This window comes from Thermus brockianus (assembly GCF_001880325.1).
Classification (GTDB): Bacteria; Deinococcota; Deinococci; order Deinococcales; family Thermaceae; genus Thermus; species Thermus brockianus.
On record NZ_CP016312.1, the window covers coordinates 1,806,566 to 1,830,747 of the forward strand.

Here is a 24,182-nt window from a genome sequence, read left to right on the forward strand (position 1 = left end):
GGCTATCCTTAGCGGCAAGATGCGCTTCGCTCTAGCCCTATCCCTAGCCCTGGTCCTAATCGTAGGGCCAGCGGGGGGTAGGGTGTAGCGGTTTTAAGGCGCATCCAAACCCCCGGGAAACCGGGGGGTTTTGGTTTAGGAGGGGGCGATGAAGGGAGCGGAGGCACTCTTAAAGGCGCTGGAACGGGAAGGGGTGGAGGTGATCTTCGGCCATCCGGGCGGGGCCATCATGCCCACCTACGATGCCCTCTACGACAGCAGGATCCGCCATATTCTGGTGCGCCACGAACAGGGAGGGGTGCACGCGGCCACGGCCTATGCCCGGGCGAGCGGCCGGGTGGGGGTGGTCATGGCCACCAGTGGCCCCGGGGCGCTGAACCTGGTCACGGGGCTCGCCGACGCCTACATGGACTCCACCCCGGTGGTGGCCATCACCGGAAACGTTCCCCGGGCCCTCATCGGCACGGACGCCTTCCAGGAGGCGGACGTCACCGGGGTTACCATGCCCATCACCAAGCACAACTACCTTGTCCAGGACGTGAACGATCTCCCCCGGGTGGTCAAGGAAGCCTTCCACATCGCCGCCACGGGGCGCCCGGGGCCCGTCCTGATTGACGTTCCCAAGGACGTGCAGCTCGCCGAGTTTACGGGGGACTTTGACGTGGAGCTGGACCTGCCCGGCTACAAGCCCACCACCAAGGGCCACCCCAAGCAGATTGAGCGGGCCCTGGACGCCCTGGAAAAGGCGGAAAGACCCATCCTGATGGTGGGGGGTGGGGCCCAGCACGCCCACGCCGAGCTCCTCGCCTTCGCCGAGAAGACCGGCCTGCCCGTCATCACCACCCTGATGGGCCTCGGGGCCTTCCCCGGCAACCATCCCCTGTGGCTTGGGATGCCGGGAATGCACGGCACCGTGGCCGCCAACCGGGCCATCCACCACGCCGACGTGATCCTGGCCATCGGCCTTCGCTTTGACGACCGGGTCACGGGCAAGGTTTCCCGCTTCGCTCCCCACGCCCACACCATCATCCACGTGGACATAGACCCGGCGGAGATCGGCAAGGTAGTGCGCACCCACGTCCCCATCGTGGGGGACGCCCGGCTTGTCCTTAAGGAGATGCTCAAGGGGGCGAAGCCCCTGAAGCTTGCGGGCTGGTGGCGGGAGCTGGAGGAGTGGCGCACCCGCTACCCCTTGCGCTGGAAGCCCAAGCCCCACCTGCAAAGCCAGGAGGTGATCCGGGCCTTCTTTGAGGCCACCGGGGGGAATGCCATCGTCACCACGGGGGTGGGGCAGCACCAGATGTTTGCCGCCCAGTTCTTCCCCGTGACCCGGCCCCGGAGCTTTATCACCTCGGGGGGCCTGGGTACCATGGGGGTGGGGCTTCCCTTCGCCATCGGGGCCAAGTTCGCCCGACCGGACGAGCTCGTCATTGACTTTGACGGGGACGGTTCCTTCCAGATGACCCTGCAGGAGCTGGCCACGGTGGTGAAGTACGGCCTGGACGTCAAGGTGGTCATCCTGAATAACGGCTACCTGGGCATGGTGCGCCAGTGGCAGGACCTCTTCCACGCCAAGCGCTACTCCGAGGTCTACCTGGCGGACTCCAACCCCGACTTCGCCCGCCTGGCCGAGGCCTACGGCATCCGGGGCATCAAGGTGGAGCGGAAGGAGGACCTGAGGAAGGGCGTGGAGGCGGTCCTGAACGCCGATGGGCCCGTGGTGGCGGAGTTTAAGGTGTACCACGAGGAAGGGGTCTTCCCCATGATCCCTGCGGGGGGTGCCGCCGAGGACATGATCCTGGAGCACCCCGAGGAGAAGGCGGAGGTGGAGGCGTGAGGCACGTGATCTCGGTCCTGGTGCAGGACCATCCCCGGGTTCTGAACCGCATCACAAGCCTGTTCGCCCGCCGGGGCTTCAACCTGGAAAGCCTGGCTGTGGGGACGACCCACATGCCCGGCCTTTCCCGCATAAGCCTGGTGGTTTCCGGGGATGACCACACCCTGGAGCAGGTGGAAAAGCAACTGAACCGGCTTATAGAGGTGCTCAAGGTCACCGACCACTCCGAGCCCCACGTGGAGCGGGAGCTTTGCCTGGTGAAGGTCCACGTGGCCGGGGTGGAGGAGCGGCTTGCGGTGAAGGACATCCAGGAGGCTTTCCGGGCCCGGGTGGTGGACGTGGCCCAGAAGAGCCTCATCCTGGAGCTCACCGGCGACTCCAAGAAGGTGGATTCCTTTATTGAGGCCCTGAGGCCTTATGGGATCCTCGAGGTCATGCGCACCGGGGCCGTGGCCATGAGCCGGGGCGAGAGGACCCTTAAGGTCAGGGAAAAACGGGAGGCGGTATGAAGATCTACTACGAGCACGATGCGGACCTAGGCTTCATCCTCGGCAAGAAGGTAGCGGTCTTGGGCTTCGGCTCCCAGGGGCACGCCCACGCCCTGAACCTGAAGGAGTCGGGGGTGGACGTGCGGGTAGGCCTGAGGCCCGGTTCCAAGAGCTTCGCCAAGGCGGAGGCGGCGGGGCTCCGCGTGCTTTCCGTGGCCGAGGCGGTGCGGGAGGCGGACGTGGTCATGGTCCTTCTCCCCGACGAGGCCCAGGGGCGGGTCTACCGGGAGGAGATTGAGCCCAACCTGAGGGAAGGGGCGGCTTTGGCCTTCGCCCACGGCTTCAACATCCACTTCGGCCAGATCAAGCCCAGGCGGGACCTGGACGTCTGGATGGTGGCCCCCAAGGGGCCCGGCCACCTGGTCCGGAGCGAGTACCAAAGGGGGAGCGGGGTGCCCGCCCTGGTGGCGGTGCACCAGGACGCCTCGGGGAGCGCCTTCCCCACCGCCTTGGCCTACGCCAAGGCCATCGGGGCTGCCCGGGCCGGGGTCATCGCCACCACCTTCAAGGACGAGACGGAAACCGACCTCTTCGGGGAGCAGGCGGTGCTCTGCGGGGGGCTTACCCGGCTCATCCAGGCGGGGTTTGAGACCCTGGTGGAGGCGGGGTACCCGCCGGAGATGGCCTACTTTGAAACCGTGCACGAGGTGAAGCTCATCGTGGACCTCATCTACGAGGCGGGCTTCGCCGGGATGCGCTACTCCATCTCCAACACCGCCGAGTACGGGGACTACACCCGGGGCGAGGTGGCGGTGCCGGTGGAGGAGACCAAGCGGCGCATGCGGGAAATCCTCCGGCAGATCCAGACCGGGGAGTTCGCCCGGGAATGGATGCTGGAGAACCAGGTGGGCCAGCCCGTCCTCGAGGCCAACCGCAAGCGCTGGAAGGCCCATCCCATTGAGGAGGTGGGGGCGAGGCTTCGGGCCATGATGCCCTTCCTCAGGGCCAGGGTATTGGAGGAAGTCGGGTAACGAAGGGCCCCCCTTGGGGGGCCCTTTTCTGCAAAGGGGGGAACGATGGAGCGGCACATCCGAATCTTTGACACCACGCTTAGGGACGGCGAGCAGAGCCCAGGGGTGGCGCTTTCCTTGGACCAGAAGCTGGAAATCGCCCATGCCCTGGCCCGGCTCAACGTGGACATCATTGAGGCGGGCTTTCCCGTATCCGGGCCTTTGGAGTTTGAGGCGGTGCGGCGCATCGCCACGGAGGTAAAGGGCCCCATCATCGCCGCCTTGGCCCGCACCCACACCCTGGACATTGACCAGGCGGCCAAGGCCTTGGAGAAGGCGGAAAAGCCAAGGATTCACGTCTTCACCTCCGCCTCCAAGATCCACCTGGAGTACATGCTGAAGAAGACGGAGGAGGAGGTCTTGGAGATGGCGGACCAAATGGTCCGCTACGCCCGCCGCTACGTGGACGACGTGGAGTTTTCCGCCCAGGACGTGATGCGGGCGGACTGGGACTTCGTGAAGCGGCTTTACGAGGTGGCCATAGAGGCGGGGGCCACCACCATCAACATCCCCGACACCACGGGCTACGGCACGCCTGGGGAGTACGGGGCCCTCATCCGCCGCATCCGCGACGAGGTGGTGCGGGGGCGGGATGTCATCATCTCCACCCACACCCACGACGACCTGGGCCTCGCCGTGGCCAACGCCCTGGCCGGCGTGGAGAACGGGGCGGGGCAGGTGGAGTGCACCATCAACGGCATTGGGGAGCGGGCGGGGAACACCTCCTTGGAGGAGGTGGTCATGGCGCTCTACGTGCGCCGGGACTGGTACAAGGCCTACACCCAGATCAACACCCGGGAGATCTACCGGGTTTCCCGCCTGGTGGAGCGCTACACGGGGATGCCCGTCCCCCCCAACAAGGCCATCGTGGGGGACAACGCCTTCGCCCACGAGTCCGGCATCCACCAGGACGGCGTCCTGAAGCACCGGGCCACCTACGAGATCATGGACGCCGAGCTCATCGGCCGCCGGCCCGCGGTGATCGTCCTGGGCAAGCACTCGGGGCGGGCAGCCTTCAGGAAGGCCCTGGAGGATCTGGGCTACAAGGACCTCTCCGAGGAGGAGCTGAAGAAGCTCTTCGCCCGCTTCAAGGAGATCGCCGAGAAAAAGGGTCCCCTTTCCGCCGAGGAGCTCCAGGCCCTGGTGGAAAGCGAGCGCGAGCCCGCCTCCCACTTCTTCACCCTGGAACACGTTCAGTTCTTCTCGGGCTCGGGCCTCTTGCCCACGGCCACGGTGAAGGTGAGGACCCCCGAGGGGGAGCGGGTGGCCACCCACACAGGGGATGGGCCGGTGGACGCCGTGTACAAGGCCATCCAGGAGGCCATCGGTCTCAGGCCCGAGCTGGAGCTCTACCGGGTGGAGGCCATCACGGGGAGCACCGAGGCCTTGGGCCAGGTGACGGTGCGGCTCCGGCTGGGTGAGCTCCAGGCGGTGGGGGTGGGGGTTTCCCCGGACATCATTGAGGCCAGCGCCTTGGCCTTCTTGGACGCCGCCGGGAAGCTGGTCTCGGGCCGGGCCACCCGGCATCCCCCTTCCATCGCCGAGGTCCAGCGCGGGGTCTAGGCATGGTGGAGATCCTGGACACCACGCTCCGGGACGGCACCCAAGGGGAGGGGGTAAGCCTCTCCGTGGACGATAAGGTGGCCATCGCCAAGCGGCTTGCCGCCTTTGGCGTCCACGTGATTGAGGGGGGCTGGCCCGGCTCCAACCCCAAGGACGCCGAGTTCTTCGCCCGCATGAAGGGGGTGGACCTGGGGGCGGCCCGGCTCGCCGCCTTTGGGGCTACCCGCCGCAAGGGGCTCGTGCCGGAGGAGGACCCCTCCGTCCTCGCCCTCCTGGAGGCGGAAACCCCGGTGGTGGTCCTCTTCGGCAAGAGCTGGACCCTGCATGTCCTCGAGGCCCTGGAGACCACCTTGGAGGAAAACCTCCACATGATCCGGGACACGGTGGCCTTCTTCGCCAGGAGGGGAAAGCGGGTCATCTACGATGCCGAGCACTTCTTTGACGGCTACAAGGAGGACCCCGCCTACGCCCTCGCCACCCTGGAGGCCGCCCGGGAGGGGGGAGCGGACACCCTGGTCCTTTGCGACACCAACGGGGGAAGCCTTCCCGAGGAGGTCTACGCCATCACCAAGGCCGTGGTGGAGCGCTTTCCCGGGGTTAGGGTGGGCATCCATCCCCACAACGACGCCGAGCTCGCCGTGGCCAACGCCCTGGCGGCGGTGCGGGCCGGGGCTACCCACGCCCAGGGCACCATCAACGGCTACGGGGAGCGGTGCGGCAACCTCAACCTCACGAGCTTCCTCCCCACCCTGGTCTTCAAGTACGGCATCCCCGCCCTTCCCCCGGAAAGGCTGAAGGGCCTAAAGGAGCTCTCTCACTTCGTGGACGAGCGGGCCAACCTCACCCCGAACCGCCGCGCCCCCTACGTGGGGGAGGCGGCCTTCGCCCACAAGGCGGGGGTGCACGTGTCCGCTGTCCTCAAAAACCCCCGCACCTACGAGCACATCCCCCCGGAGTGGGTGGGGAATACCCGCCGCTTCCTGGTCTCGGATGTCTCGGGCCGCTCCAACCTCCTCGCCAAGCTCCAGGAGCTCGGGGTGGACCTCTCCAAGGAGGAGGCCAAGCGCCTCTTGGACGAGGTGAAGGCCCTGGAGTACGAGGGCTACGCCTTTGAGGGGGCGGAGGCGAGCTTCTACCTCCTGGCCCACCGGCTCAAGGGCGGGGCCCTGCCTTTTAGCGTGGAGGGGTTTAGCGTCTTCGTCCACGGCTCGGGCCTGGACACCGCTTGGGCCGAGGCCACGGTGCGGGTGCGGGTGGGGGAGAGCCTCCAGCACACCGCCGCCGAGAGCCCTTTCGGCCCCGTTTCCGCCCTGGACCGGGCCTTCCGCAAGGCGGTGTTGCAGTTTTACCCGGAGCTCGCCGAGGTGGAGCTCACGGACTACAAGGTGCGCATCCTCTCGGGCCAGGAAGCGGGCACCAACTCGGGGGTGCGGGTGATGACCGAGATGCGGCGGGGGGAGGAGCGTTTCGCCACGGTGGGGGCCAGCGAGAACATCCTCGAGGCCTCCCTCAAGGCCCTCACGGACGGCTACGCCTACGCCCTCCTCTTCGCCCGGGCCCCTACGCCCAAGGAAGCCTGACCTCGGGAAAGGCCAGGGGGCTCACCGCCTCTTCGGGGGTGAGGAGGCGGATTTCCCGGTACCGCCCAACCCGGGGGTCGCGGTGGACCTCCAGGAGGCCCTCCTTCAGGTTCACGAGCCACACCTCGGGGATGCCCGCCTCGGCGTAGAGGGGAAGCTTCACCCCTCGGTCAAACTCCAAGGAGGTGTCCGCCACCTCCACCAGGAGGAGGACGTCCTCGGGGGTGGGGAGGCGATCCTGGTAGCGCTCCAAGGGGGGCTTGAGGATGAGGAGGTCCGGCTCGGGCTCGGAGTCCTCCGCGAGGCGCAAGGGAGACTGAACCGCCACCAAGGCCTTGCCTGCCAAAGCTTCCTTCAGCTGGTGGTCCAAGCGCATCACGGCGGCCACGTGCCTGGGTCCCATGGGGCTCATCTGGTACACCTCTCCCCTTAGGAGCTCCACGTGGGGCACCCCCTGGAAGGCCCGCTCAAACGCTTCCACGCTGAAGCGGTACCGGGTGGCCATGCCTCCATTATGCCCCGTGGCCGGCGTAGTGCTTGAGCCCAAGCCGCCAGAGGAGGCGCCAGAGGAGGAAGAAGAAAACCCCCCAAAGGAGCATCACCCAAAGGCCCGGGAAGAGGCGCACCTCCTGCCCCGCCAGGAGGGCGGCGGGGAGGTAGACCAGGTAGGGGAAGGGGGTGAGGAGGGCGAGGGTCCTTAGGGGTTCGGGGAAGACCTCCAGGGGGGCGATGGTTCCAGAAAGGAAAAGGTAAAGGAGGAAGAAGACCTCCTCCACTGCCGTGGCCCGCTCGCTGAAGAAGGTGAGGAGGGCGATGGCGTACTGCATGAGGTAGCGGAGCAAAAAGGCTAGGGCGGTGAGGAGGAGCCCGAGGAGGAAGGACAAAGGCTCGGGTGGGAAGCGGGCCTCGGGGAAGAGGAGAAAGAAGAGGAGGGTGAGGAGGACCACGAAGGGAAGCCGGGCGAGCCTTTCCGCCACGTGGGCCGCCAAGTGGTCAAAGAAGGGGTCCAGGGGCCTAAGGAGGCGGAAGGAGAGCCTCCCTTCCACCACGTCCCGCTCAAACTCCCACACCACCCAGACCACCGTGGCCTGGCGCACCAGGAAGACCATGAGGAAGTAGCGGGCGAACTCCCCGGGGCCTAAGGGGAAATCCCCGTGCCGCGCCGCTTCCGTCCAGACCCCAAGGAGGATCAGGGGAAGCGCCCCCGCCAGGGCCCAAAGGAAAAGCTCCGCCCGGTACTCCAGCATGTAGGCGAGGTACACCCCTAGGAGGGCCCAGGCCTTCCTCATCCCTCCACCTCCTTGGGGCTTTGGAAGACCCGGGCGATGACCTCTTCCAGGGGGGGCTCCTTGACCTCGAGGTCCTCCACGGGAAGCCCCTTCAGGATGAGGGCCACCCGCTCCGTGAGCCCCTCCCGGGGGACGAGGAGCCTGGCCTCCCGCCCCTCCGCTTCCCGCACCTCCCCGAAGGCCTTCAGGGCCTCCCGGGGAAGGGGTTTGGCCAGGACGAGCCGCACCTCCCGGTAGGGGGCGAAGCGGGCCAAAAGGCCCTCCAAGGCCCCGTCGTAGAGGAGCCTGCCATGGTGGATGACCAGGACCCTTTCGCAAAGGGCGGCGATGTCCGCCATGTAGTGGCTCGTGAGGAGGATGGTGGCCCCGTAGCGGGCGTTGTAGGCCCGCACGAACTCCCGCACCGCCACCTGGGCGTTCACGTCCAGGCCCAGGGTGGGCTCGTCCAGGAAGAGGACCTCGGGGCGGTGGAGGAGGGCGGCCAAAAGCTCCGCCTTCATCCTTTCCCCCAGGGAGAGCTTGCGCACGGGCTGGTGGAGCTTCCCCTCTAGCCCCAGCATCTCTGCCAGCTCCCCCACCCGCTTCCGGAACTCCCCCTCGGGGACCTCGTAGATGGCGGCGTTGAGCCGGAGGGTGTCCATGGCGGGCAGGTCCCAGATCAGCTGTTGCTTGTTGCCCATGACCAGGGTGATCTTCCTCAGGAAGGCCCTTTCCCGCCGCCAGGGCACGTGCCCCGCCACCAACGCCTCCCCACGGGTGGGGTGGAGGAGCCCCGTGAGCATCTTCAAGGTGGTGGTCTTGCCCGCCCCGTTGGGGCCCAAAAAGCCCACCACCTCCCCCCGCCGGATGGCGAAGCTCACCCCCTCCACCGCCCGCACCAGGCGGTACTGGCGGAAGAGGAAGTGGCGCAGGGTACCCAGGAGGCTTTCCTCCTTCAGGGCCACGCGGAAGTGCTTGGTGAGGTCTTGGGCGAGGACGACGGCCTCGAGGCGCACCCTCTAAGTCTACGTGGTGTAATGGTCTTTGTGCGCTACCTGCGGGTCTACCTCCTCTTTTTGCGCCTTTCCTTGGCGGCGGAGATGGAGTACCGCCTGAACTTCCTCCTGGGGCTTTTCTCCTCGGCCCTCACCCTCCTCGGGGCCCTCTTCGGCCTCCTCCTCCTCTACCAGGGGGGGTACCGGCCGGGGGGGTGGGCCTGGGAGGAGGCCCTTTTGGTCCTCGCCGCCTTCACCCTCCTTCAGGGGCTTGGGAGCACCCTCCTCGCCCCTAACCTCAACAAGATTGTGGAGCACGTGCAGCAAGGCACCTTGGACTTCGTCCTCCTAAAGCCTTTGGACCCCCAGTTTTGGCTCTCTTTAAGGGTTTTCTCCCCATGGGGCCTTGGGGATTTCCTCCTGGGGTTTGGGCTTCTCCTCTTTGGGGGAAGCCGGCTTGGCCTGGGGCTTCAGGACTACTTCCTCTTCGCCCTCTACTGGTTCTTGGGGGCGGTCATGCTCTATAGCCTCTGGTTCCTCCTCGCCACCACCAGCATCTGGTTCGTGAAGATTTACAACGTGACCGAGGTCCTGCGGGGGCTTTTGGAAGCGGGGCGCTTTCCCGCCTCCAGCTATCCGGCCCTTTACCGCTTCTTCTTCACCTTCGTGGTACCCGTGGCCTTCCTTACCACGGTGCCGGCGGAGGCCGCCTTGGGAAGGGGGGCGCCCTGGGTAGCCCTCGGGATCGCCCTGGGCCTTTTCCTCCTGGCGCGGGGCTTCTTCCGCCTGGCCCTAAGGAGCTACACCTCGGCGAGCAGTTAAAATCCACCCCATGGACTGGCTTTGGGTCCTCTTCCTCGCTTATCTTTTCGGCTCCATCCCCGCTGGGGTTCTGGTGGCCCGCACCTACGGGGTGGACATCCGCAAGGTGGGTTCGGGGAACATCGGGGCCACCAACGTCCTTAGGGCCTTGGGGCCTGGCCCTGCCTTCGTGGTGGCCTTCTTTGACGTGTTCAAGGGCGGCATTGCCGTGCTTATCGCCCGGGCGGTGGGCATAGAGGGGCCCTTGCTAGGGGGTGTGGCCTTGGCGGCGGTTTTGGGGCACAACTACTCCGTGTTCTTGGGCTTTCAGGGGGGAAAGGGCGTGGCCACCAGCTTCGGCACCCTCCTTTTCCTGGACCCGGTGCTGGCCCTTTGGACCCTGCCCATAGGGCTTTCCGTGATGCTCCTCACCCGCTACGTTTCCGCAGGGAGCATGACCGGGGGGTTGGCGGCCTTGGTGCTGGCCTTGGCCTTGGGGCGGCCCCTTTGGGAGGTGGGCACCGTGGCCCTCATGGCCCTTCTCATCTTCTTCACCCACCGGGAAAACCTAAAGCGCCTCCAGGCGGGTACGGAGCGGCGGCTTGGGGAGCGGGTGGAGGTGAGGGATGCTTGACCTTTTGGTCATCGCCCCCCATCCCGACGATGGGGAGCTCGGGTGCGGTGGGACCTTGGCGAGGGCCAAGGCGGAAGGGTTATCCACGGGGATTTTGGACCTCACCCGGGGGGAGATGGGCACCAAGGGCACCCCGGAGGAAAGGGCCCAGGAGGTGGCGGAGGCGAGCCGGATCCTGGGCCTGGACTTTAGGGGGAACCTGGGGCTTCCCGATGGGGGGCTTGCCGACACCCCCGAGCAGCGCCTGAAGCTGGCGGATGCGCTCAGGAAATTGAGGCCCCGCATCCTCTTCGCCCCCCTCGAGGCCGACCGCCACCCCGACCACACGGCGGCAAGCCGCCTGGTGGTGGCCGCCCTCCACCTGGCGGGCCTGAAGAAGGCCCCCTTGGAAGGGGAGCCTCACCGGGTGGAAAGGTTTTTCTTCTACCCGGGCAACCACCCCTTCACCCCCAGCTTCCTGGTGAAGATCTCCGCCTTCATAGACCAGTGGGAGCAGGCGGTCTTGGCCTACAGGAGCCAGTTTTCCGGGGAGGCGGCGAGCGAGACCGTGGGGCCCAAGGGGGTGGAGGCCCGCAAGGCCATGCGCCGCTACTTTGGCAACTACCTGGGGGTGGACTACGCCGAGCCCTTTGTGAGCCAGCTTCCCGTGCTCTACGTCCCCTGGTCCCGGGCCTAGGCGCTTGCATAACTTTGCAAGGTCGGGGTATCCTAAGGGCCTCATGGGGGGAGACGCCCTGACCCTGCCCAAGGACCTTTTGGACTTTTACGGCTACAGTGCCCAGGCCATCCGGGACCTGATCGCCTTGGCGGAGCGGCTTAAGCGGGAGCGCTACCGGGGGGAGGAGCTAAAGGGGAAGGTCCTGGCCCTCCTCTTTGAGAAGCCCTCCTTACGTACCCGGACCACCCTCGAGGTGGCCATGCTCCACCTGGGGGGGCATGCGGTTTACCTGGACCAGAAACAGGTGGGTATCGGGGAGCGGGAGCCCGTGAGGGACATCGCCAAGAACCTGGAGCGGTTCGTGGAGGGGATCGCCGCCCGGGTCTACCGGCACGCGACCGTGGAGGCCCTGGCCCGCCATGCCCGCATCCCCGTCATCAACGCCCTTTCGGACCGGGCCCATCCCCTGCAGGCCCTGGCGGACCTCCTCACCCTCAAGGAGGTCTTTGGGGGGTGGGAGGGCCTCGAGGTGGCCTGGGTGGGGGACGGGAACAACGTTTTAAACTCCCTCCTGGAGGTCGCGCCCCTGGTGGGGCTAAGGGTGCGGGTGGCCACCCCTAAGGGCTACGAGCCCGATCCCGCCCTTCTGGAAAAGGCCAAGGCCTACTTCACCCACGACCCCAAGGAGGCCGCCTTTGGGGCCCACGCCCTCTACACGGACGTCTGGACCAGCATGGGCCAGGAGGCGGAGCGGGAAAAGCGCCTCAAGGACTTCCGTGGCTTCCAGGTGAACGGGGAACTCCTCTCCCTCCTCCACCCCGAAGGGATCTTCCTCCACTGCCTCCCCGCCCACTACGGAGAGGAGACCACGGAGGAAGCCGTGCACGGCCCCAAAAGCCGCGTCTTTGACCAGGCGGAAAATCGTCTCCACACCGCCAAAGCCGTCCTCCTCACCTTGCTAAAGTAGGGGTATGGTCCGCCCTTACCGCTTTAGCCTGGAGGAGTTCCTGAAGCTTCCCCTGCCCGAGCGGGGGGTGGAGCTTCTGGAGGGGGAGATTTACCAGATGGCACCCATCGGCCCACGCCACGCCTACGTTCTGAACCGCTGGAACCGTCTCTTCGTGGAGCGCTTTCCCGAAGCGTTGGTGCAGGTTCAGGGTCCCTTGGCCCTGGCTCCGGATGTGTATTTGGAGCCGGACCTGGCCCTTCTGCGGCCGGGGGACTATGGGGAGCGCCTTCCTGGGGCGGAGGACGTGCTTTTGCTCCTGGAGGTTTCCGATGCTTCCTTGGAGTACGATTTAGGCAAAAAGGTGCCCCTATACGCCCGTATGGGCGTGCCCGAGGTTTGGGTCCAGGACCTCCAGGGAAGCCGGCTCCTCGTTTTCCGCACCCCGGAGGAGGACCACTACCGGGAGCAGATCTGGGTTAAGCCCGGGGAGCGCCTGGCGCCCCTGGCCTTCCCGGAAGTTCTTCTGGAGGTGCCGTGGTAAGGGTGGGGATCCTGGGCGCCTCGGGGTATGGCGGGGCGGAGCTCCTCCGCCTGCTTAAGCGCCATCCTGGGGTGGAACTGGTGGGTTTTTCCAGCCGCAAGCACGAGGGTAGACCCCTTTCTTCCGCCTGGCCCCAGCTTTGGGACGAAAGGCCCTTCGTTGCCCAAGAGGAGGTCTTGGAGCGGGCGGACGTCCTGTTTCTGGCCCTCCCCAACGGCCTCGCCATGGGGATCACCCCCGAGGCCCTTCGCGCGGGCAAGCGGGTCATAGACCTTTCCGGGGACTACCGCCTTCCCCCGGAGGTCTACGAGGCCTGGTACGGGATCCGCCACCAAAGCCCCGAGCTCTTCCGGGAGGCGGTCTACGGCCTGCCCGAGCTCCACCGGGAGGAGCTCAGGGAAGCCCGCCTGGTGGCGAACCCTGGCTGCTACGTCACCGCCGCCACCTTGGCCCTCGCTCCCTTGGCGGCGGAAGGGGTTCTCCGGCGTGCCTTCGTGGTGGGCTTAAGCGGGGTTTCGGGGGCGGGCAGGGAGGGGGAGGGCACCTTCTTCGCCGAGGTGAACGAGAACCTGAAACCCTACAAGGTAGGGGGCACCCACCGCCACATCCCCGAGATGGAAGCGAACCTGGGCCGCCTCCTGGCCCAAGGGCGGAGGGTGCGCACCCACGGGCCCAGGCGGGAGGTGCGCCTTTCCTTCACCCCCCACCTGGTGCCCATGACCCGGGGGATTTTGGTCACCGCGGAGGCGGAGGTGGAGGGGACCTGGAGCCAGGAGGCTCTGGACGCCCTCTACCGGGACTTCTACCTAGGGGAGCCCTTCGTGCGGGTTTTGGGGGGGCTTCCCGAGACCAAGGGCACCTATGGCGCCAACCGGGTGGACCTCAAGCCCCTCTACGAGGAAAGGACTGGGCGCGTCCTGGTCTTCGCCGCCTTGGACAACCTGGTGAAGGGCATGGCGGGGCAGGCGGTGCAGAACCTGAACCTGATGCTGGGCCTACCCGAGGACACCGCCTTGCCCAAGGAGGGCGTATGGCCGTGAGGTTACCCAGGGGTTTCCGCGCCGGGGCTACCCGGGCGGGCATCAAGCCTTCGGGCAAGCCGGACCTGGCCCTTTTGGTCTCAGGGCTTCCCGCCCAATGGGCCTACGCCGCCACCCAGAACCGGGCCGCGGCCCCTTCCATCCACCGGGGCCGGGGGCTTTACGCCACCGGAGCCCCCTTGCGGGCCGTGGTGGTGAACGCCGGCAACGCCAACTGCGCCACGGGGGAGCGGGGCTTTCGGGACGACGCGCGGATGGCCGAGCTCGCCGCCTTCCGCCTGGGCCTTGCCCCCGAGGAGGTGCTCACCGCCTCCACGGGGGTGATCGGGGTGCCCCTGCCCGTGGAGCGGATCGCGGCGGGCCTGCCGCAAATAGAGCTCACCCCTTACGCCGACCCCTTCGCCGAGGCCATCCTCACCACCGACCTGGTGCCCAAGGTGGCGGAGGCCGAGGTGGCGGGGGCCAGGGTGGTGGGCATCGCCAAGGGAAGTGGGATGATCCACCCCAACATGGCCACCATGCTGGCCTTTTTGGTCACGGACGCCTGGGTGCCCCAGGAGGCCTTGCGGGAGGCCTGGAGGGGCATCGTGGACCGCACCTTCAACCAGGTGACCGTGGACGGGGACACCTCCACCAACGACCTGGCCCTGGTCATGGCCAATGGGGCTTATGGGGAGGTGCCGCCCGAAGCCCTCTTCCAGGCTTTGGAAGGGGTGGCGCGGGAGCTTGCCAAGAGGATTGCCCGGGATGGGGAAGGGGCCACGAAGCTTTTGGTGGTGCGGGTGGTGGGGGCGGTCACGGAGGAGGAGGCGAGGCGGGCGGCTAGGGCGGTGGCGGGAAGCCTCCTTTGGAAAAGCGCCCTCTACGGCAACGACCCCAACTGGGGCCGCATCCTGGCCGCCCTCGGCAACTCGGGGGCCCGGTTTGACCCCTTGCGGGTGCGGATTTCCCTCCAAGGTATCCCCCTGTACGCCGGCGGGGACCTCCCCTTTGACCGGGAGAGGGCGAGCCAGGCCATGCGCCAGGAGGTGGTGGAGGTCCTGGTGGACCTGGGAGAGGGGGAAGGGGCGGCGGAGGCCTACGGGTGCGACCTCACCGAGGGGTATGTGCGCATAAACGCCTTGTACACGACTTGACTTTTTCTTGGGAAGAACGTAGCATATCTTCACGAGGGTGGAAACCCTCTATATGGAGGTGAAGGATGAAGAAAGCGGTGGTTGTAGCTTTTGCGGCTCTCCTGACGGCGGCCATGGCGCAGAAGTTTTCCGTGGAGGCTGGTGCTGGCCTCTACGGAAACCTAGGCGGGCAACTGGCTGTGGTGGCGGAGGACTTTACCCCTGGGCTTCCCTTGGGGGTGCGGCTGGGCGTGGGCTTCGCCCAGAGCGATGCGCGGGACGATGGGTATGACCTTGGGGGAGGCACGACTTGGGGTGACTACAAGAAGACCAACGAGCTCTCCGAGTGGGGCCAAAACATCACCCTTTCCTTGGATGTTCTCTACAAGGTGGCGGGCTTGGGTCTGCCGGTGGAGGTGGCGCCTTACGCCGGGATCCGCTACAACCTCTTCTCGGGTGGCTATACGGATCCGCAGAATAAGATTTCGGGCACCAAGAGCGAATCTGTTTCCACCAACCAGTTTGGCTTCGGCGCCGGTGTGCGCCTCGCTTACCCCCTCATGCCCAACCTGAGCCTGGTGGGGGACCTGGGGGCGGATTACTACCTGAACGCTTGCTTCAAGAGGGTCCATGAGGATGACTCCGGGAATAAGACCGAGAGAACTGTGTGCCCCGGGGGCAGCGGCTACGATAGCCTCAACGAATTGGTTACCCAGCCCGAGTGGGTCTTCAAGCTCCGCGTGGGCGCCGCTTATCGCTTCTAAGCCCTAGGGTAGCATGAAGGGGATGCGTGGGCATCCCCTTCTTCTTTTGCTTTTCCTTGCCGGTTGCGCTCGGCCCGATGGGGCCCCGCCGGAGCTCGGCCTGGTGGAGCCCTTGGGTGGAGCGGTGGCCCCCGGCAAGGCCCTGGTGGTGGAGGGCTACGCCTTTGACCCCTCCGGGGTGGCGAGCGTGCGGGCGCAAGGGGCGGAGGTGCTGGGGGAGGCGGAGAAGGGCAAGCGGCTCGTGCGCTTCCGCTTCCGCCTACAGGCCCCCACCTCGGGGGAGGTGGAACTGAGGATGGAGGCGGTGGACGCCCTGGGCCACCGGGTGGAGCGGCGCGTTCCCTTGGTGCTGGACGCCGCCCCGCCCCGGATCGTGGTGGAGCGGGTGGAGCGGGAGGGGAGCCTCTACCGGGTTTATGGCCGGGTGGAGGACAACGTGCGGGTGGACCGGGTGGTGGTGCAGGTGGGAGGACGGTACACGCCGCTTTCCCTGCCCAAGGAAGCTAGGGTTTCCTTTTTGGTGGAGGTCCCTTCGGGAGCGGTGGTGGTAGCGGTGGACGCCGCTGGCAACCGTTCTTCTAGGCGCATCCCCTAAGGGGCGCCTTGTGGTACACTTTGGGCCGGTATGCCGCTAGGGGAAGCCCTTCACGACCTAGCCCGGGCCCTGAGGGAGACCCCCCTCGAGGCCCGGGAGGCGGGGCGCTTCCGGGAAATCGCCAAGCTCCTCCACCGCCTTCCCCCAAGCCGGGAGCGGGATGGGCTCTTGGCGGTGGCCTACCTGCGGCTATACCAGCTCTTGGGCCAGGAAGAAGACTACCTCAAGGGCTACAGCTACGCCCGCACTGCCCGCCTCGAGGCGGTGCGCCTTTTGAGCGAACGCCTGGGGGAGGGCCAATGAAGGAGCTTTTGGGGCTTCTCGCTGTCTGGAGCATCGTTCTTTCCGGGCTTGCCCTTTTGGTGGGGGTAGGGCTCATCCGCCGGGGTGAGCGGGTTTGGCACCACCGGGCCATGCTCACGGCCACGGCGCTGGCGGCTTTGTTTTTGGTCTTTTACCTCACCAAGTGGGGCCTTTACGGCACCACGGCCTATGGGGGGCCGGAGGCTTGGCGGGGGGTCTACTACTTTATCCTCATCACCCACACCCTTTTGGCCACCCTGAACGGGCCTTTGGCCCTTTACGTTATCTGGCGGGCCATTAGGGGCGAGTTCGCCCTCCACAAGCGCTGGGCTAAGGTCCTGGTGCCCATCTGGCTCTACGTGGCCCTCACGGGTTGGGTCATTTACCTCGTGCTCAAGCGCTACGGGGTGGAGTCGGGGGGGATCGCCTTCTAGCCCAGGGCTCCACCACGATCCGCCCCTCCACCACCCGGGCGAGCTCGGGCCCCTCCGCCGCTTCCCCCTCGGGGGCCTGGGCCAGGTGGGGTCCGATGCGGAGTTGCTTGGCGCCGAGGCTTAGGGCGAAGATGAAGCGCTCCTCATCCCCCCCTGCCCCGGCGTGGGCGAGGCCCCGGAGTTTCCCCACCACGATCACGTCCCCTCCCGCCACCACCTCGGCCCCTGGGTTGACGTCCCCCAGGACCACGACGGTGCCGGGGTGCTCCACCCGCTCCCCGGCCCTTAGGGTTTTGCTCACCACCAGGGTGCTTAGGCCCTTGTGGCTTCGGGCGGGTACGAGGGTGAGGGGGCGGCCTAAGGCCAGGAGGGCCTCTACGACCTCTTGGGGCACGGGCCCCGCCACCTCCACCTCCAGGGGAAGCCCCTCGGGGAGGGTGAGCCGGGCTATGTCCTCGGCGCTCTCCCCCCCGTCCAGGCGGAGGGCGAGGGCCTTGGGCGTGGCGCGGAGGCGCATGGGGCTATTTTACGGGGCCTTGGCCTCCTCGGGCACCTTCCAGTAGGCCTCCATCACCTTGCGCACCGCTGGGAGGGCCACCCGGCTCCCTTCCCCCCCGTTTTCAAAGAAGGCCACTACCACCAAGGGAGGGTAGGGGCTTTGGGGGTCCGTGGGCCCATACCCCATGTACCAGGCGTGCTCCAGCCCCCGGCGCTTGCCGGGGGTTTCCGCTGTCCCCGTTTTGCCCCCTGTGGGGACGGGGAAGCTTCCCAGCACGTGGCGCGCCGTCCCCTCGGTCACGGTCTTCCGCAAACCCTCTTGGAGCACGCCGAAGAAGCGCCCCGGTACCGGCGCCAAGGAGGGCCTTACCTCCTCCTTGCCCAAGCGCTTCACCAGGTGCAGTCGGGGTTTCTTGCCCCCGTTGGCCAGGGTGGCCAGCATGCGGGCGATCTGGGCCGGGGTGGCGAGGACCGGACCCTGGCCGATGGCCACGGAAAGGGTTTCCCCGGGGTACCAAGCCTCCCCCAAGGCCTCCCGCTTCCAGGCCCGGGTTGGGAGGAGGCCCGTCTTCTCCGCCACCTCCACCCCCGTGGGCTCCCCAAGGCCGAGAAGCTGCGCCCGGGCCGCCAGGCGGTCCACAAAGCCCAAGGGGTCCTGGGCCACCGCCTGGTAGTACCAGGTGTTGCAGCTCCAGGCGATGGCCTCCCGTACCGTCATGGGCCCCATGTCCCGGCTGGCCCAGTTGCGGCGCACCTGCCCCCCGTAGACGATGTAGGGGCTACAGCGGTAGGGGGTGTTTGGGCTCACGTAGCCCTCCTCCAGGAGGGCGTAGCTCGTGGCGAGCTTGAAGGTGGAGCCCGGGGTGTAGGGCTGGAGGGCGCGGTTGAGGAGGGGCAGGTCCGGGTCCCGTAGGAGGTCCTGGACCTCCTTGGGCACGGGGCGCTTGGCGAAGAGGTTGGGGTCAAAGGAGGGGGCGCTGGCCATGGCCAGGATCTCCCCGCTTCTCGGGTCCAGGGCCACGATGGCCCCCTTGACCCGGGTGGCGGGGGGGAGGCCGTTAAGCCTGCGGCCCGCATTGATGTCCGCGAGGGCTTCCTCTAGCGCCCTTTCCGCCGCCCGTTGCAGGTCTAGGTCCAGGGTGAGGACCACGTCCTTTCCGGGGGTGGGCTCTTCCAGGATGGTTTCCCGCAGACGTTCCCCCCGGACGTTCACCTCCACCGCCTTCACGCCCCGTTTGCCCCGCAGGTAGGGCTCGAGGGCAGCCTCGAGGCCCGCCTGGCCCACCTGCTCGTCGGGGCTATAGCCCCGCTTCACCTGTTCGGCGTTGGCCTGGAGGACGTAGCCCAAAACGGGTCCCGAGATGGGGTTTGGGTAGTGGCGTTCAATGCGTTCTACAAGCTTCAGGTTCCTCTGCCCGGCGGTGAGCTCCGCCAGGGTGGGGAGGAGGTGCTCGGGCACCCCCGCCTTGAGCACCCCGGGTTCCTTGGGGAGTTCCTTCAGGCCCAAAAGCGGGAGGAGCCGCTCCTTAAAGGCCACCTCTCCCCCCTCGTAGACCAGGTCCACCACCAGCCGGTCCTGGGCGATGACCCGCCCTTTCCGGTCCAGGATCCGCCCTCGGGGGGCGGGGATACCCTCGGTCTTCAGGTAGTTCCCCTGGCTTTTCAGGGCGTACTTCTCGTGCTCCAGCACCTGGAGTTGCCAAGCCCGAAGGCCCAAAAGGCCCAGGGCCACCAGGAAGGAGAGCATGAGGGCGTAAAGCCTCGAGGTCATGGCGCACGCGCACCCTTTAGCCGAAGGGCCAGGAGGGCCAGGGGGAGGGTGAAGAGGCCTTCCAGAAGAAGGTCCAGGGGGAGGAGGGGGGGGAGGTCCAGGCGAAGCCAGTAGGCCACCAGGAAGTAGCCGAACCACTTGGCCAGAAAGGCCCAAAGGAAGGCGAAGGAGGCGCCCAGCCCTTCCCCCGCCACCAGGCGCCGGCTTGCGGCGTAGAAGGCGTAAGCGGCGAGGAGGAGGCCCGTGGCGTGGAGGCCCAGGAGGCCATACCCCAAGAGGTCTTGGAGAAGCCCAAGGAGAAAGGCCACGGGAAGCCCTAGGTAGTAGGGCCTGCCCCAGGCGTACCAAAGGGCAAGGACCAGGAAGAGGTCGGGGGCCATGAGCCCCTGGGGCCAGAGGGCGGAAAGGAGCCCGGCCAGAAAAAGGGTGAGGAGAAGGGCTAAAAGCGCCGTCATAAGGGCCTCAGGACGATCACCTCTTCCAGGAGGGAAAGCTCCACCAAGGGCCTGGCCCAGGCCCTTAGCTTAAGCCCCCCCTGAACCCTTTCCACCCGTTCCACCCGGCCCACGGGGATGCCCGCGGGGAAAAGGCCCAAGGGCGCCCCGGTGAGGAGGAGGTTCCCCGGGGCCACCTGGACCGTGGGGGGAAACTCGGCCAGGAGCCGGTCCGGGGGGGCACCGCGGGCCACACCCCGCCCGGGGGCCCCTTCGGGGCGCACCCCCACCTGGCTTTCCGGGTCCAAAAGGGTGCGCACCAGGGCCCGGTGGGCCTCCACCTCCACCACCAGGCCCACCAGCCCCTCGGGGGCGGTGACGGGCATGCCCACCCGGATCCCGTCCCGTTCCCCAAGGCCGATCACCAGGCGGCGGTAGAGCCCCGAGAGGTCTTCCCCCACCACGGGGGCCACGGCCACCACCCCCGGGGCCTGCTCCGCTTGCACCCTAAGGGCCCGGGAGAGGCGCTCCACCTCCAGGCGAAGCCTGCGGTTTTCCGCTTCCAAGGCCGCCACCCGGTCCTTGAGGAGGCGGTTTTCCCGGTAGAGGTCTTCCCGGTTTAGGAGGGCGGAAACCCCCGCCCGGAGGTTCTCCCCAAACCGGTGCCCTAGGGCGGGCAGGGGGGCGGTGAGGGGGGAAAGCCGGAGGGAAACCTTGGGGGCGAGGGGCCGGGTGAGGGCGGCCAGGGCGAGTCCCAAGGCGAGGAGGCCGAGGAGGAGAAGGCGGCGCAGGGCGGTTTCGCTCACGGCCTAAACCCCCTTTCCCAAAGGAGGGCGAAGAGCCGGGACACGGGGAGGCCCACCACGGTGTAGAAGTCCCCCTCCACCCCCGAAAGAAGGGCCATGCCGAGCCCCTGGGCCCCGTAGCCCCCCGCCTTGTCCAGGCCCTCGCCGCTTTCCACGTACCAGGCGATCTCCTCCTCCGAAAGGGGACGGAAGCGCACCCTGGCCGTGTGCACCTCCAGGACCAGGTCCATCGGGGTGCGGAGGTAGATGGCGGTGTGCACCCGGTGGCTCCTCCCGGAAAGGAGCCTGAGGAAAAGGCGGTTTTCCTCCGGGTCCTTGGGCTTGCCCAAGACCTTCCCCCCAAGGTCCACCACGGTGTCCGCCGCCAGGACCCATTCCCCCGCCACGCTTTCCCCCTTGCGCCGGGCAAGGGCCAGGGCGAGCTCGGGTGGGGGGAGCGCGAGGTCCGCTTCCTCTACCCCGGGGACCACCACCCGAAGGGGGTAGCCCAGGGCCTCGAGGAGGGCCCTGCGCCTGGGGCTACCCGAGGCCAGGATTAAAGGGGGTCGCCCGCTTCCCAAAGCCTTTCCACCTCCTTTCGGTAGGCCTCCGCCAGGGTGGGGCTCCTTAGGACCAGGAGGTTTTCGTTGTTCACCTCCCGGGCGCGGAAGGAGAAGTTGTAGCTTCCCGTAATCACGTGGATCCCGTCCAGGACCATGACCTTGTGGTGCAGGGTGTAGGGGTTAGGGTCCTTCCGCACGGGGATACCCCCCTCAAGGAGCCTTTCGTCCCGGCTATCCCCCAGGTTGCGGGCTTCCAGGACCACCCGCACCGCAAGGCCCCGTTCCTTTGCCCCTAGAAGGGCTTCCACAATTTCGCGGTCCGTGAGGACGAAGGCGGCCACCAGGATCTCCCTTTGGGCCTCGCCAATGGCCCTTAGGATGGCTTCCTGGGCAAGCCTTCCCCCTTTAGGGCTAAAGTAGGCGGTTCCCTCCACCCCCTCCAGGGCGAAGGCCACGGGGCGGCCCAGGCCTTCCTTGGCGCCGCCATAAAGGGCCTGGAACTCCTGGGCGTAGCCTTCCGCCAGGGTGGGGGAGGGGAGGAGGAGGGCGTTTTCGTTGTTGCGGGCGAAGGCGTTCCAGGTCATGTTCACGCTTCCCGTCCACACCGCCTTGCGGTCCACCACCAGGAACTTGTGGTGCATGAAGCCTTCCCGCTCGTCGTAGCAGACGGGGATGCCGGCGATTTCCTCGCAGTCTAGGGAAAGGGGCTTGACCCTTTCCCGCAGGAGGGCGCGGGGCACCTTAGGGGGCTCTTCCCCTTGCCCCAAGGAGGCCGCCACCAGGTAGCGGCGGAAGTCCTCCCGGTAGTCGCTTTCCCCGTAAAGCCGAACCCTCACCCCCCGCTTTCCGGCCGCGAGGAGGCCTTTTGCGATCTCTAGGTCGCGAAATTCGTAGAAGGCCCCCTCCAGGGTTTCCTGGGCCGAGGCCATGAGGGCAAGGAGATGGGCCTTGGCCCTTTCCCCATCCTGGGGCATGAAGTAGACCTCGGCCTTTCCCGCCTCCACTGGGGGCGGGGCGGGCTTGCGGAGCTCTTGGTAGGCCCAAAGGAGGAAAAGGACGAGGAGGACCAGGTAGCCGGGAAGCCCCGCCAAAGCCTTTTGCCTGCGCCGCCTAGTACCCACTGCCCGCTTCCCCCCGTACCAGGGCCACACCGCTGGAGGTGCCGAGGCGGCTTGCCCCCGCTTCCAAGAGTTGCAGGGCGGTTTCCCGGTCCCGGATGCCCCCCGCCGCCTTCACCCGGGCCCGGCCCCTGGCGACCCGCACCAAAAGCTCCACGTCCGCAAGGCTTGCCCCCCGGGGGCCAAAGCCCGTGGAGGTTTTGAGGAAGTCCGCCCCACCCCGGATGGCGGCCTCGGCCAGGGCCTCCAGGGCCTCGGGGGTGAAGTGGCCCGTTTCCAGGATCACCTTGAGCACCGCCCGGGGTACCGCCCGGCGCACGGCGCGCACCTCCTCTTCCACGTAGGCCAGGTCGCCGGCGAGGGCCCTTCCCAAGTGCAGGACCATGTCAATCTCATCCGCCCCCCGGGCGTAGGCGAGGCTGGCCTCGAGGGCCTTCACCTCCTTTTCCTGGTACCCCAAAGGGAACCCCACCACGGTCACCAGGCGGAAGGGCGCATGGGGGTAGCGCTCCCGCACGAGGCCCACGTAGGAGGGGGGGATGCAGAGGCCATAGAAACCGTACTCCAGGGCTTCTTCCGCCACCTTTTGGATTTCTTCCGGGGTAGCCGTGGGTTTTAGGAGGGTGTGGTCAATGTAGGCGGCCAGGTCCATACCCTGCCATCATACGCAAGGGGCGTGATAGGATGAAAAGAGGCCCCCAAGTGGGGCTTTTTTTGAGGTAAGCATGCTTGGAGTCGGCATCGTCGGTCTACCCAACGTGGGCAAGTCCACCCTCTTCAACGCCCTGACCCGAGCCGGGGCGCTCGCCGCCAACTACCCCTTCGCCACCATTGACAAGAACGTGGGGGTGGTGCCCCTAGAGGACCCAAGGCTTTACGCCCTGCAGAAGGTCTTCGCCAAGGGGGAGAGGGTGCCCCCCATCGTGCCCACCCACGTGGAGTTCGTGGACATCGCCGGGCTCGTGAAGGGGGCCCACAAGGGGGAGGGGCTTGGCAACCAGTTCCTGGCCCACATCCGCGAGGTGGCGGCCATCGCCCACGTCCTCCGTTGCTTCCCCGACCCCGAGGTGGTGCACGTCATGGGCCGGGTGGACCCCTTGGAGGACGCCGAGGTGGTGGAAACCGAGCTTCTCCTCGCCGACCTCGCCACCTTGGAGAGGCGGCTTGAGCGCCTGCGCAAGGAGGCCCGCGCCGACCGGGAGAAGCTTCCCCTCTTGGAGGCGGCTGAGAGCCTCTACGCCCACCTGCAAGAGGGGAAGCCTGCCCGCACCTTCCCCCCTTCCGAGGAGGTGGGCCGCTTCCTCAGGGAAACCCCCCTCCTCACCGCCAAGCCGGTGATCTACGTGGCCAACGTGGCGGAGGAGGACCTCCCCCATGGGGAGGGGAACCCGTACGTCCAGGCGGTGCGGGAGAAGGCTGCGGCGGAAAGGGCGGAGGTGGTGGTGGTCTCCGCCAAGCTGGAGGCCGAGCTCTCCGAGCTTTCGGAAGAGGAGGCCAAGGAGCTCCTCGCCGCCTATGGCCTTGGGGAAAGCGGCCTGCAACGCTTGGCCAAGGCGGGGTACCGGGCCTTGGGCCTCCTTAGCTTCTTCACCGCCGGGGAGAAGGAGGTGCGGGCCTGGACGGTGCGCCGGGGGACCAAGGCCCCCCAGGCGGCGGGGGAGATCCACTCGGACATGGAAAGGGGTTTCATCCGGGCCGAGGTCATTCCCTGGGACCGGCTGGTGGAAGCCGGGGGTGGGCGAAGGCCAAGGAGCGGGGCTGGGTGCGCCTCGAGGGCAAAGACTACGAGGTGCAAGACGGGGACGTCATTTACGTCCTCTTCAGCGTCTAAGGATTTGACGCCGGCGCCCTTTTGCCCTACAATCCCCCTTGGACGCTGGGGCGTCGTCTAATGGCAGGACAGCGGACTTTGGATCCGCCGGTCGTGGTTCGAGTCCACGCGCCCCAGCCAGTTTTTTTCATAGGTTTTTCGCAACTCCTGAGTAAACTGGCCCCGTGGCGGCGGACTATCCGGGTGTGCTCCTACTAAGCCGCAACGAGGCCCTGCGGGCTTACGTGGAGATGGCCCTTTTGGGAACGGATATCCCGCTGCGCTACTTTGACTTGGCCCGGGAAGGCCTCTTTTGGCTTCTGGACCACACCCCGAGGGCTATCCTCCTGGACGAGGACCTGGACCTGGACGCCTTTGCCGTGGCCGCCCGCATCCGCCACGTCAAACGCCTCAAGGAGGTGCCCGTGGCCGTTCTCATCTCCCCCTCGGAGAAACAGAGGACCACGGCCGAGGTGGTTCGGGTGGTGCCCCTGGAAAAGCCCCTTAGCCGGGAGAAGCTCCTCCGCTTCCTCCGGCTTTCCCCTGAGCAGGGGGAGGTTGGGTAAAC

General features: G+C 67.0%; 27 protein-coding genes, 1 tRNA gene and 1 pseudogene. 19 read left to right on the forward strand and 10 right to left on the reverse strand.

Annotated features, from left to right (window positions below; translation table 11 throughout):
* Positions 1 to 148 precede the first annotated feature (148 nt).
* From ilvB to cimA, 5 genes are read left to right on the forward strand one after another with little or no spacing between them, the layout of a single operon-like run.
* Positions 149 to 1,837: a biosynthetic-type acetolactate synthase large subunit gene (ilvB, locus tag A0O31_RS09705; protein WP_071677674.1), complete on the forward strand. Its 1,689-nt coding sequence runs from the start codon at positions 149 to 151 to the stop codon at positions 1,835 to 1,837.
* Positions 1,834 to 2,346, forward strand: coding sequence for an acetolactate synthase small subunit (gene ilvN, locus A0O31_RS09710; protein WP_071677675.1), 513 nt, complete (start codon positions 1,834 to 1,836; stop codon positions 2,344 to 2,346). The genes ilvB and ilvN overlap by 4 nt, the downstream gene beginning before the upstream one ends.
* Positions 2,343 to 3,356: a ketol-acid reductoisomerase gene (ilvC, locus tag A0O31_RS09715; RefSeq protein WP_018112190.1), complete on the forward strand. Its 1,014-nt coding sequence runs from the start codon at positions 2,343 to 2,345 to the stop codon at positions 3,354 to 3,356. Before ilvN ends, ilvC begins: the two co-directional genes overlap by 4 nt.
* 45 nt (positions 3,357 to 3,401) lie before the next feature.
* Positions 3,402 to 4,958, forward strand: coding sequence for a 2-isopropylmalate synthase (locus tag A0O31_RS09720; RefSeq protein ID WP_071677676.1), 1,557 nt, complete (start codon positions 3,402 to 3,404; stop codon positions 4,956 to 4,958).
* A gap of 2 nt (positions 4,959 to 4,960) precedes the next feature.
* Positions 4,961 to 6,538, forward strand: coding sequence for a citramalate synthase (cimA, locus tag A0O31_RS09725; RefSeq protein ID WP_071677677.1), 1,578 nt, complete (start codon positions 4,961 to 4,963; stop codon positions 6,536 to 6,538).
* Here cimA and A0O31_RS09730 read toward each other — a convergent pair.
* From A0O31_RS09730 to A0O31_RS09740, 3 genes are read right to left on the reverse strand one after another with little or no spacing between them, the layout of a single operon-like run.
* Positions 6,519 to 7,043, reverse strand: coding sequence for a Uma2 family endonuclease (locus tag A0O31_RS09730; RefSeq protein WP_071677678.1), 525 nt, complete (start codon positions 7,041 to 7,043; stop codon positions 6,519 to 6,521). The two genes, cimA and A0O31_RS09730, sit on opposite strands and share 20 nt — an antisense overlap.
* Positions 7,044 to 7,050: 7 nt before the next feature.
* Positions 7,051 to 7,827: an ABC transporter permease gene (locus A0O31_RS09735; RefSeq protein WP_071677679.1), complete on the reverse strand. Its 777-nt coding sequence runs from the start codon at positions 7,825 to 7,827 to the stop codon at positions 7,051 to 7,053.
* Positions 7,824 to 8,822, reverse strand: a complete 999-nt coding sequence (locus A0O31_RS09740; protein WP_071677680.1) for an ABC transporter ATP-binding protein — start codon at positions 8,820 to 8,822, stop codon at positions 7,824 to 7,826. Before A0O31_RS09740 ends, A0O31_RS09735 begins: the two co-directional genes overlap by 4 nt.
* A gap of 21 nt (positions 8,823 to 8,843) precedes the next feature.
* On the opposite strand from A0O31_RS09740, the gene A0O31_RS09745 reads away from it, so the two are divergent.
* From A0O31_RS09745 to A0O31_RS09795, 11 genes are all read left to right on the forward strand, one after another.
* Positions 8,844 to 9,623 (forward strand): ABC transporter permease, encoded by a 780-nt coding sequence (locus A0O31_RS09745; protein WP_203226794.1) that lies wholly within the window; start codon positions 8,844 to 8,846, stop codon positions 9,621 to 9,623.
* A gap of 10 nt (positions 9,624 to 9,633) precedes the next feature.
* Positions 9,634 to 10,236, forward strand: a complete 603-nt coding sequence (gene plsY / locus A0O31_RS09750) for a glycerol-3-phosphate 1-O-acyltransferase PlsY (protein WP_071677681.1) — start codon at positions 9,634 to 9,636, stop codon at positions 10,234 to 10,236.
* Positions 10,229 to 10,912, forward strand: coding sequence for a bacillithiol biosynthesis deacetylase BshB1 (bshB1, locus tag A0O31_RS09755; protein WP_071677682.1), 684 nt, complete (start codon positions 10,229 to 10,231; stop codon positions 10,910 to 10,912). Before plsY ends, bshB1 begins: the two co-directional genes overlap by 8 nt.
* A gap of 43 nt (positions 10,913 to 10,955) precedes the next feature.
* The gene (gene argF / locus A0O31_RS09760) at positions 10,956 to 11,861 is read left to right on the forward strand and encodes an ornithine carbamoyltransferase (RefSeq protein WP_071677683.1); all 906 of its coding nucleotides are present in this window, start codon (positions 10,956 to 10,958) and stop codon (positions 11,859 to 11,861) included.
* 4 nt (positions 11,862 to 11,865) lie between these two features.
* Positions 11,866 to 12,384 (forward strand): Uma2 family endonuclease, encoded by a 519-nt coding sequence (locus A0O31_RS09765; RefSeq protein WP_071677684.1) that lies wholly within the window; start codon positions 11,866 to 11,868, stop codon positions 12,382 to 12,384.
* A 2-nt stretch (positions 12,385 to 12,386) separates the two neighbouring features.
* Positions 12,387 to 13,424: an N-acetyl-gamma-glutamyl-phosphate reductase gene (argC, locus tag A0O31_RS09770; RefSeq protein WP_152024465.1), complete on the forward strand. Its 1,038-nt coding sequence runs from the start codon at positions 12,387 to 12,389 to the stop codon at positions 13,422 to 13,424.
* Entirely contained in the window at positions 13,415 to 14,560 is a 1,146-nt protein-coding gene (argJ, locus tag A0O31_RS09775; protein ID WP_071677686.1) for a bifunctional glutamate N-acetyltransferase/amino-acid acetyltransferase ArgJ, read from the forward strand. The genes argC and argJ overlap by 10 nt, the downstream gene beginning before the upstream one ends.
* A gap of 65 nt (positions 14,561 to 14,625) precedes the next feature.
* Positions 14,626 to 15,303 (forward strand): outer membrane beta-barrel protein, encoded by a 678-nt coding sequence (locus A0O31_RS09780; RefSeq protein ID WP_071677687.1) that lies wholly within the window; start codon positions 14,626 to 14,628, stop codon positions 15,301 to 15,303.
* Positions 15,304 to 15,325: 22 nt separating this feature from the next.
* Positions 15,326 to 15,898, forward strand: coding sequence for a hypothetical protein (locus tag A0O31_RS09785; RefSeq protein WP_071677688.1), 573 nt, complete (start codon positions 15,326 to 15,328; stop codon positions 15,896 to 15,898).
* 30 nt (positions 15,899 to 15,928) lie between these two features.
* Positions 15,929 to 16,201 carry a hypothetical protein gene (locus A0O31_RS09790; RefSeq protein WP_071677689.1) on the forward strand — a complete coding sequence of 91 codons (273 nt, stop codon included), beginning with the start codon at positions 15,929 to 15,931 and terminating at the stop codon, positions 16,199 to 16,201.
* Complete coding sequence (locus tag A0O31_RS09795) at positions 16,198 to 16,635, forward strand: DUF420 domain-containing protein (protein WP_071677690.1); 438 nt, start codon at positions 16,198 to 16,200, stop codon at positions 16,633 to 16,635. Before A0O31_RS09790 ends, A0O31_RS09795 begins: the two co-directional genes overlap by 4 nt.
* Here the strand turns inward: A0O31_RS09795 and A0O31_RS09800 are convergent.
* Genes A0O31_RS09800 through deoC form a run of 7 tightly spaced genes read right to left on the reverse strand, consistent with a single transcriptional unit; the run spans position 16,595 to position 22,456 of the window.
* On the reverse strand, positions 16,595 to 17,152 hold the full coding sequence (locus tag A0O31_RS09800; protein ID WP_071677691.1) for a septum site-determining protein MinC: 558 nt from the start codon (positions 17,150 to 17,152) through the stop codon (positions 16,595 to 16,597). The two genes, A0O31_RS09795 and A0O31_RS09800, sit on opposite strands and share 41 nt — an antisense overlap.
* A gap of 9 nt (positions 17,153 to 17,161) precedes the next feature.
* Complete coding sequence (locus A0O31_RS09805; protein ID WP_071677692.1) at positions 17,162 to 18,904, reverse strand: penicillin-binding transpeptidase domain-containing protein; 1,743 nt, start codon at positions 18,902 to 18,904, stop codon at positions 17,162 to 17,164.
* Positions 18,901 to 19,359, reverse strand: a complete 459-nt coding sequence (mreD, locus tag A0O31_RS09810) for a rod shape-determining protein MreD (protein WP_071677693.1) — start codon at positions 19,357 to 19,359, stop codon at positions 18,901 to 18,903. Before mreD ends, A0O31_RS09805 begins: the two co-directional genes overlap by 4 nt.
* On the reverse strand, positions 19,356 to 20,144 hold the full coding sequence (gene mreC, locus A0O31_RS09815; RefSeq protein WP_071677694.1) for a rod shape-determining protein MreC: 789 nt from the start codon (positions 20,142 to 20,144) through the stop codon (positions 19,356 to 19,358). Before mreC ends, mreD begins: the two co-directional genes overlap by 4 nt.
* A complete protein-coding gene (locus tag A0O31_RS09820; RefSeq protein WP_071677695.1) occupies positions 20,141 to 20,704 on the reverse strand; it encodes a Maf family protein in 564 nt (187 codons plus the stop codon). The genes mreC and A0O31_RS09820 overlap by 4 nt, the downstream gene beginning before the upstream one ends.
* On the reverse strand, positions 20,680 to 21,807 hold the full coding sequence (locus A0O31_RS09825) for a phospholipase D-like domain-containing protein (RefSeq protein WP_071677973.1): 1,128 nt from the start codon (positions 21,805 to 21,807) through the stop codon (positions 20,680 to 20,682). The genes A0O31_RS09820 and A0O31_RS09825 overlap by 25 nt, the downstream gene beginning before the upstream one ends.
* Positions 21,797 to 22,456 carry a deoxyribose-phosphate aldolase gene (gene deoC, locus A0O31_RS09830; protein WP_071677696.1) on the reverse strand — a complete coding sequence of 220 codons (660 nt, stop codon included), beginning with the start codon at positions 22,454 to 22,456 and terminating at the stop codon, positions 21,797 to 21,799. The genes A0O31_RS09825 and deoC overlap by 11 nt, the downstream gene beginning before the upstream one ends.
* Positions 22,457 to 22,529: 73 nt before the next feature.
* Between deoC and ychF the strand changes: the two are divergent.
* From ychF to A0O31_RS09845, 3 genes and pseudogenes are all read left to right on the forward strand, one after another.
* Positions 22,530 to 23,635: pseudogene (ychF, locus tag A0O31_RS09835) on the forward strand (redox-regulated ATPase YchF).
* A 46-nt stretch (positions 23,636 to 23,681) separates the two neighbouring features.
* Positions 23,682 to 23,755: transfer RNA gene (locus A0O31_RS09840), tRNA-Gln, on the forward strand.
* A 44-nt stretch (positions 23,756 to 23,799) separates the two neighbouring features.
* Positions 23,800 to 24,180, forward strand: coding sequence for a response regulator (locus A0O31_RS09845; RefSeq protein WP_071677697.1), 381 nt, complete (start codon positions 23,800 to 23,802; stop codon positions 24,178 to 24,180).
* Positions 24,181 to 24,182 lie beyond the last annotated feature (2 nt).

Excerpts from the sequence above, each read along its gene's own strand:
- ilvB (WP_071677674.1), top strand. The coding sequence starts at position 149 with ATGAAGGGAGCGGAGGCACTCTTAAAGGCGCTGGAACGGGAAGGGGTG.
- A0O31_RS09805 (WP_071677692.1), bottom strand. The coding sequence starts at position 18,904 with ATGACCTCGAGGCTTTACGCCCTCATGCTCTCCTTCCTGGTGGCCCTG.
- ilvC (WP_018112190.1), top strand. The coding sequence starts at position 2,343 with ATGAAGATCTACTACGAGCACGATGCGGACCTAGGCTTCATCCTCGGC.
- A0O31_RS09785 (WP_071677688.1), top strand. The coding sequence starts at position 15,326 with ATGCGTGGGCATCCCCTTCTTCTTTTGCTTTTCCTTGCCGGTTGCGCT.
- argJ (WP_071677686.1), top strand. The coding sequence starts at position 13,415 with ATGGCCGTGAGGTTACCCAGGGGTTTCCGCGCCGGGGCTACCCGGGCG.
- A0O31_RS09735 (WP_071677679.1), bottom strand. The coding sequence starts at position 7,827 with ATGAGGAAGGCCTGGGCCCTCCTAGGGGTGTACCTCGCCTACATGCTG.
- A0O31_RS09765 (WP_071677684.1), top strand. The coding sequence starts at position 11,866 with ATGGTCCGCCCTTACCGCTTTAGCCTGGAGGAGTTCCTGAAGCTTCCC.
- A0O31_RS09720 (WP_071677676.1), top strand. The coding sequence starts at position 3,402 with ATGGAGCGGCACATCCGAATCTTTGACACCACGCTTAGGGACGGCGAG.
- bshB1 (WP_071677682.1), top strand. The coding sequence starts at position 10,229 with ATGCTTGACCTTTTGGTCATCGCCCCCCATCCCGACGATGGGGAGCTC.
- plsY (WP_071677681.1), top strand. The coding sequence starts at position 9,634 with ATGGACTGGCTTTGGGTCCTCTTCCTCGCTTATCTTTTCGGCTCCATC.
- cimA (WP_071677677.1), top strand. The coding sequence starts at position 4,961 with ATGGTGGAGATCCTGGACACCACGCTCCGGGACGGCACCCAAGGGGAG.
- deoC (WP_071677696.1), bottom strand. The coding sequence starts at position 22,456 with ATGGACCTGGCCGCCTACATTGACCACACCCTCCTAAAACCCACGGCT.
- argF (WP_071677683.1), top strand. The coding sequence starts at position 10,956 with ATGGGGGGAGACGCCCTGACCCTGCCCAAGGACCTTTTGGACTTTTAC.
- A0O31_RS09795 (WP_071677690.1), top strand. The coding sequence starts at position 16,198 with ATGAAGGAGCTTTTGGGGCTTCTCGCTGTCTGGAGCATCGTTCTTTCC.
- A0O31_RS09780 (WP_071677687.1), top strand. The coding sequence starts at position 14,626 with ATGAAGAAAGCGGTGGTTGTAGCTTTTGCGGCTCTCCTGACGGCGGCC.
- A0O31_RS09745 (WP_203226794.1), top strand. The coding sequence starts at position 8,844 with ATGGTCTTTGTGCGCTACCTGCGGGTCTACCTCCTCTTTTTGCGCCTT.
- A0O31_RS09790 (WP_071677689.1), top strand. The coding sequence starts at position 15,929 with ATGCCGCTAGGGGAAGCCCTTCACGACCTAGCCCGGGCCCTGAGGGAG.
- A0O31_RS09730 (WP_071677678.1), bottom strand. The coding sequence starts at position 7,043 with ATGGCCACCCGGTACCGCTTCAGCGTGGAAGCGTTTGAGCGGGCCTTC.
- A0O31_RS09800 (WP_071677691.1), bottom strand. The coding sequence starts at position 17,152 with ATGCGCCTCCGCGCCACGCCCAAGGCCCTCGCCCTCCGCCTGGACGGG.
- mreD (WP_071677693.1), bottom strand. The coding sequence starts at position 19,359 with ATGACGGCGCTTTTAGCCCTTCTCCTCACCCTTTTTCTGGCCGGGCTC.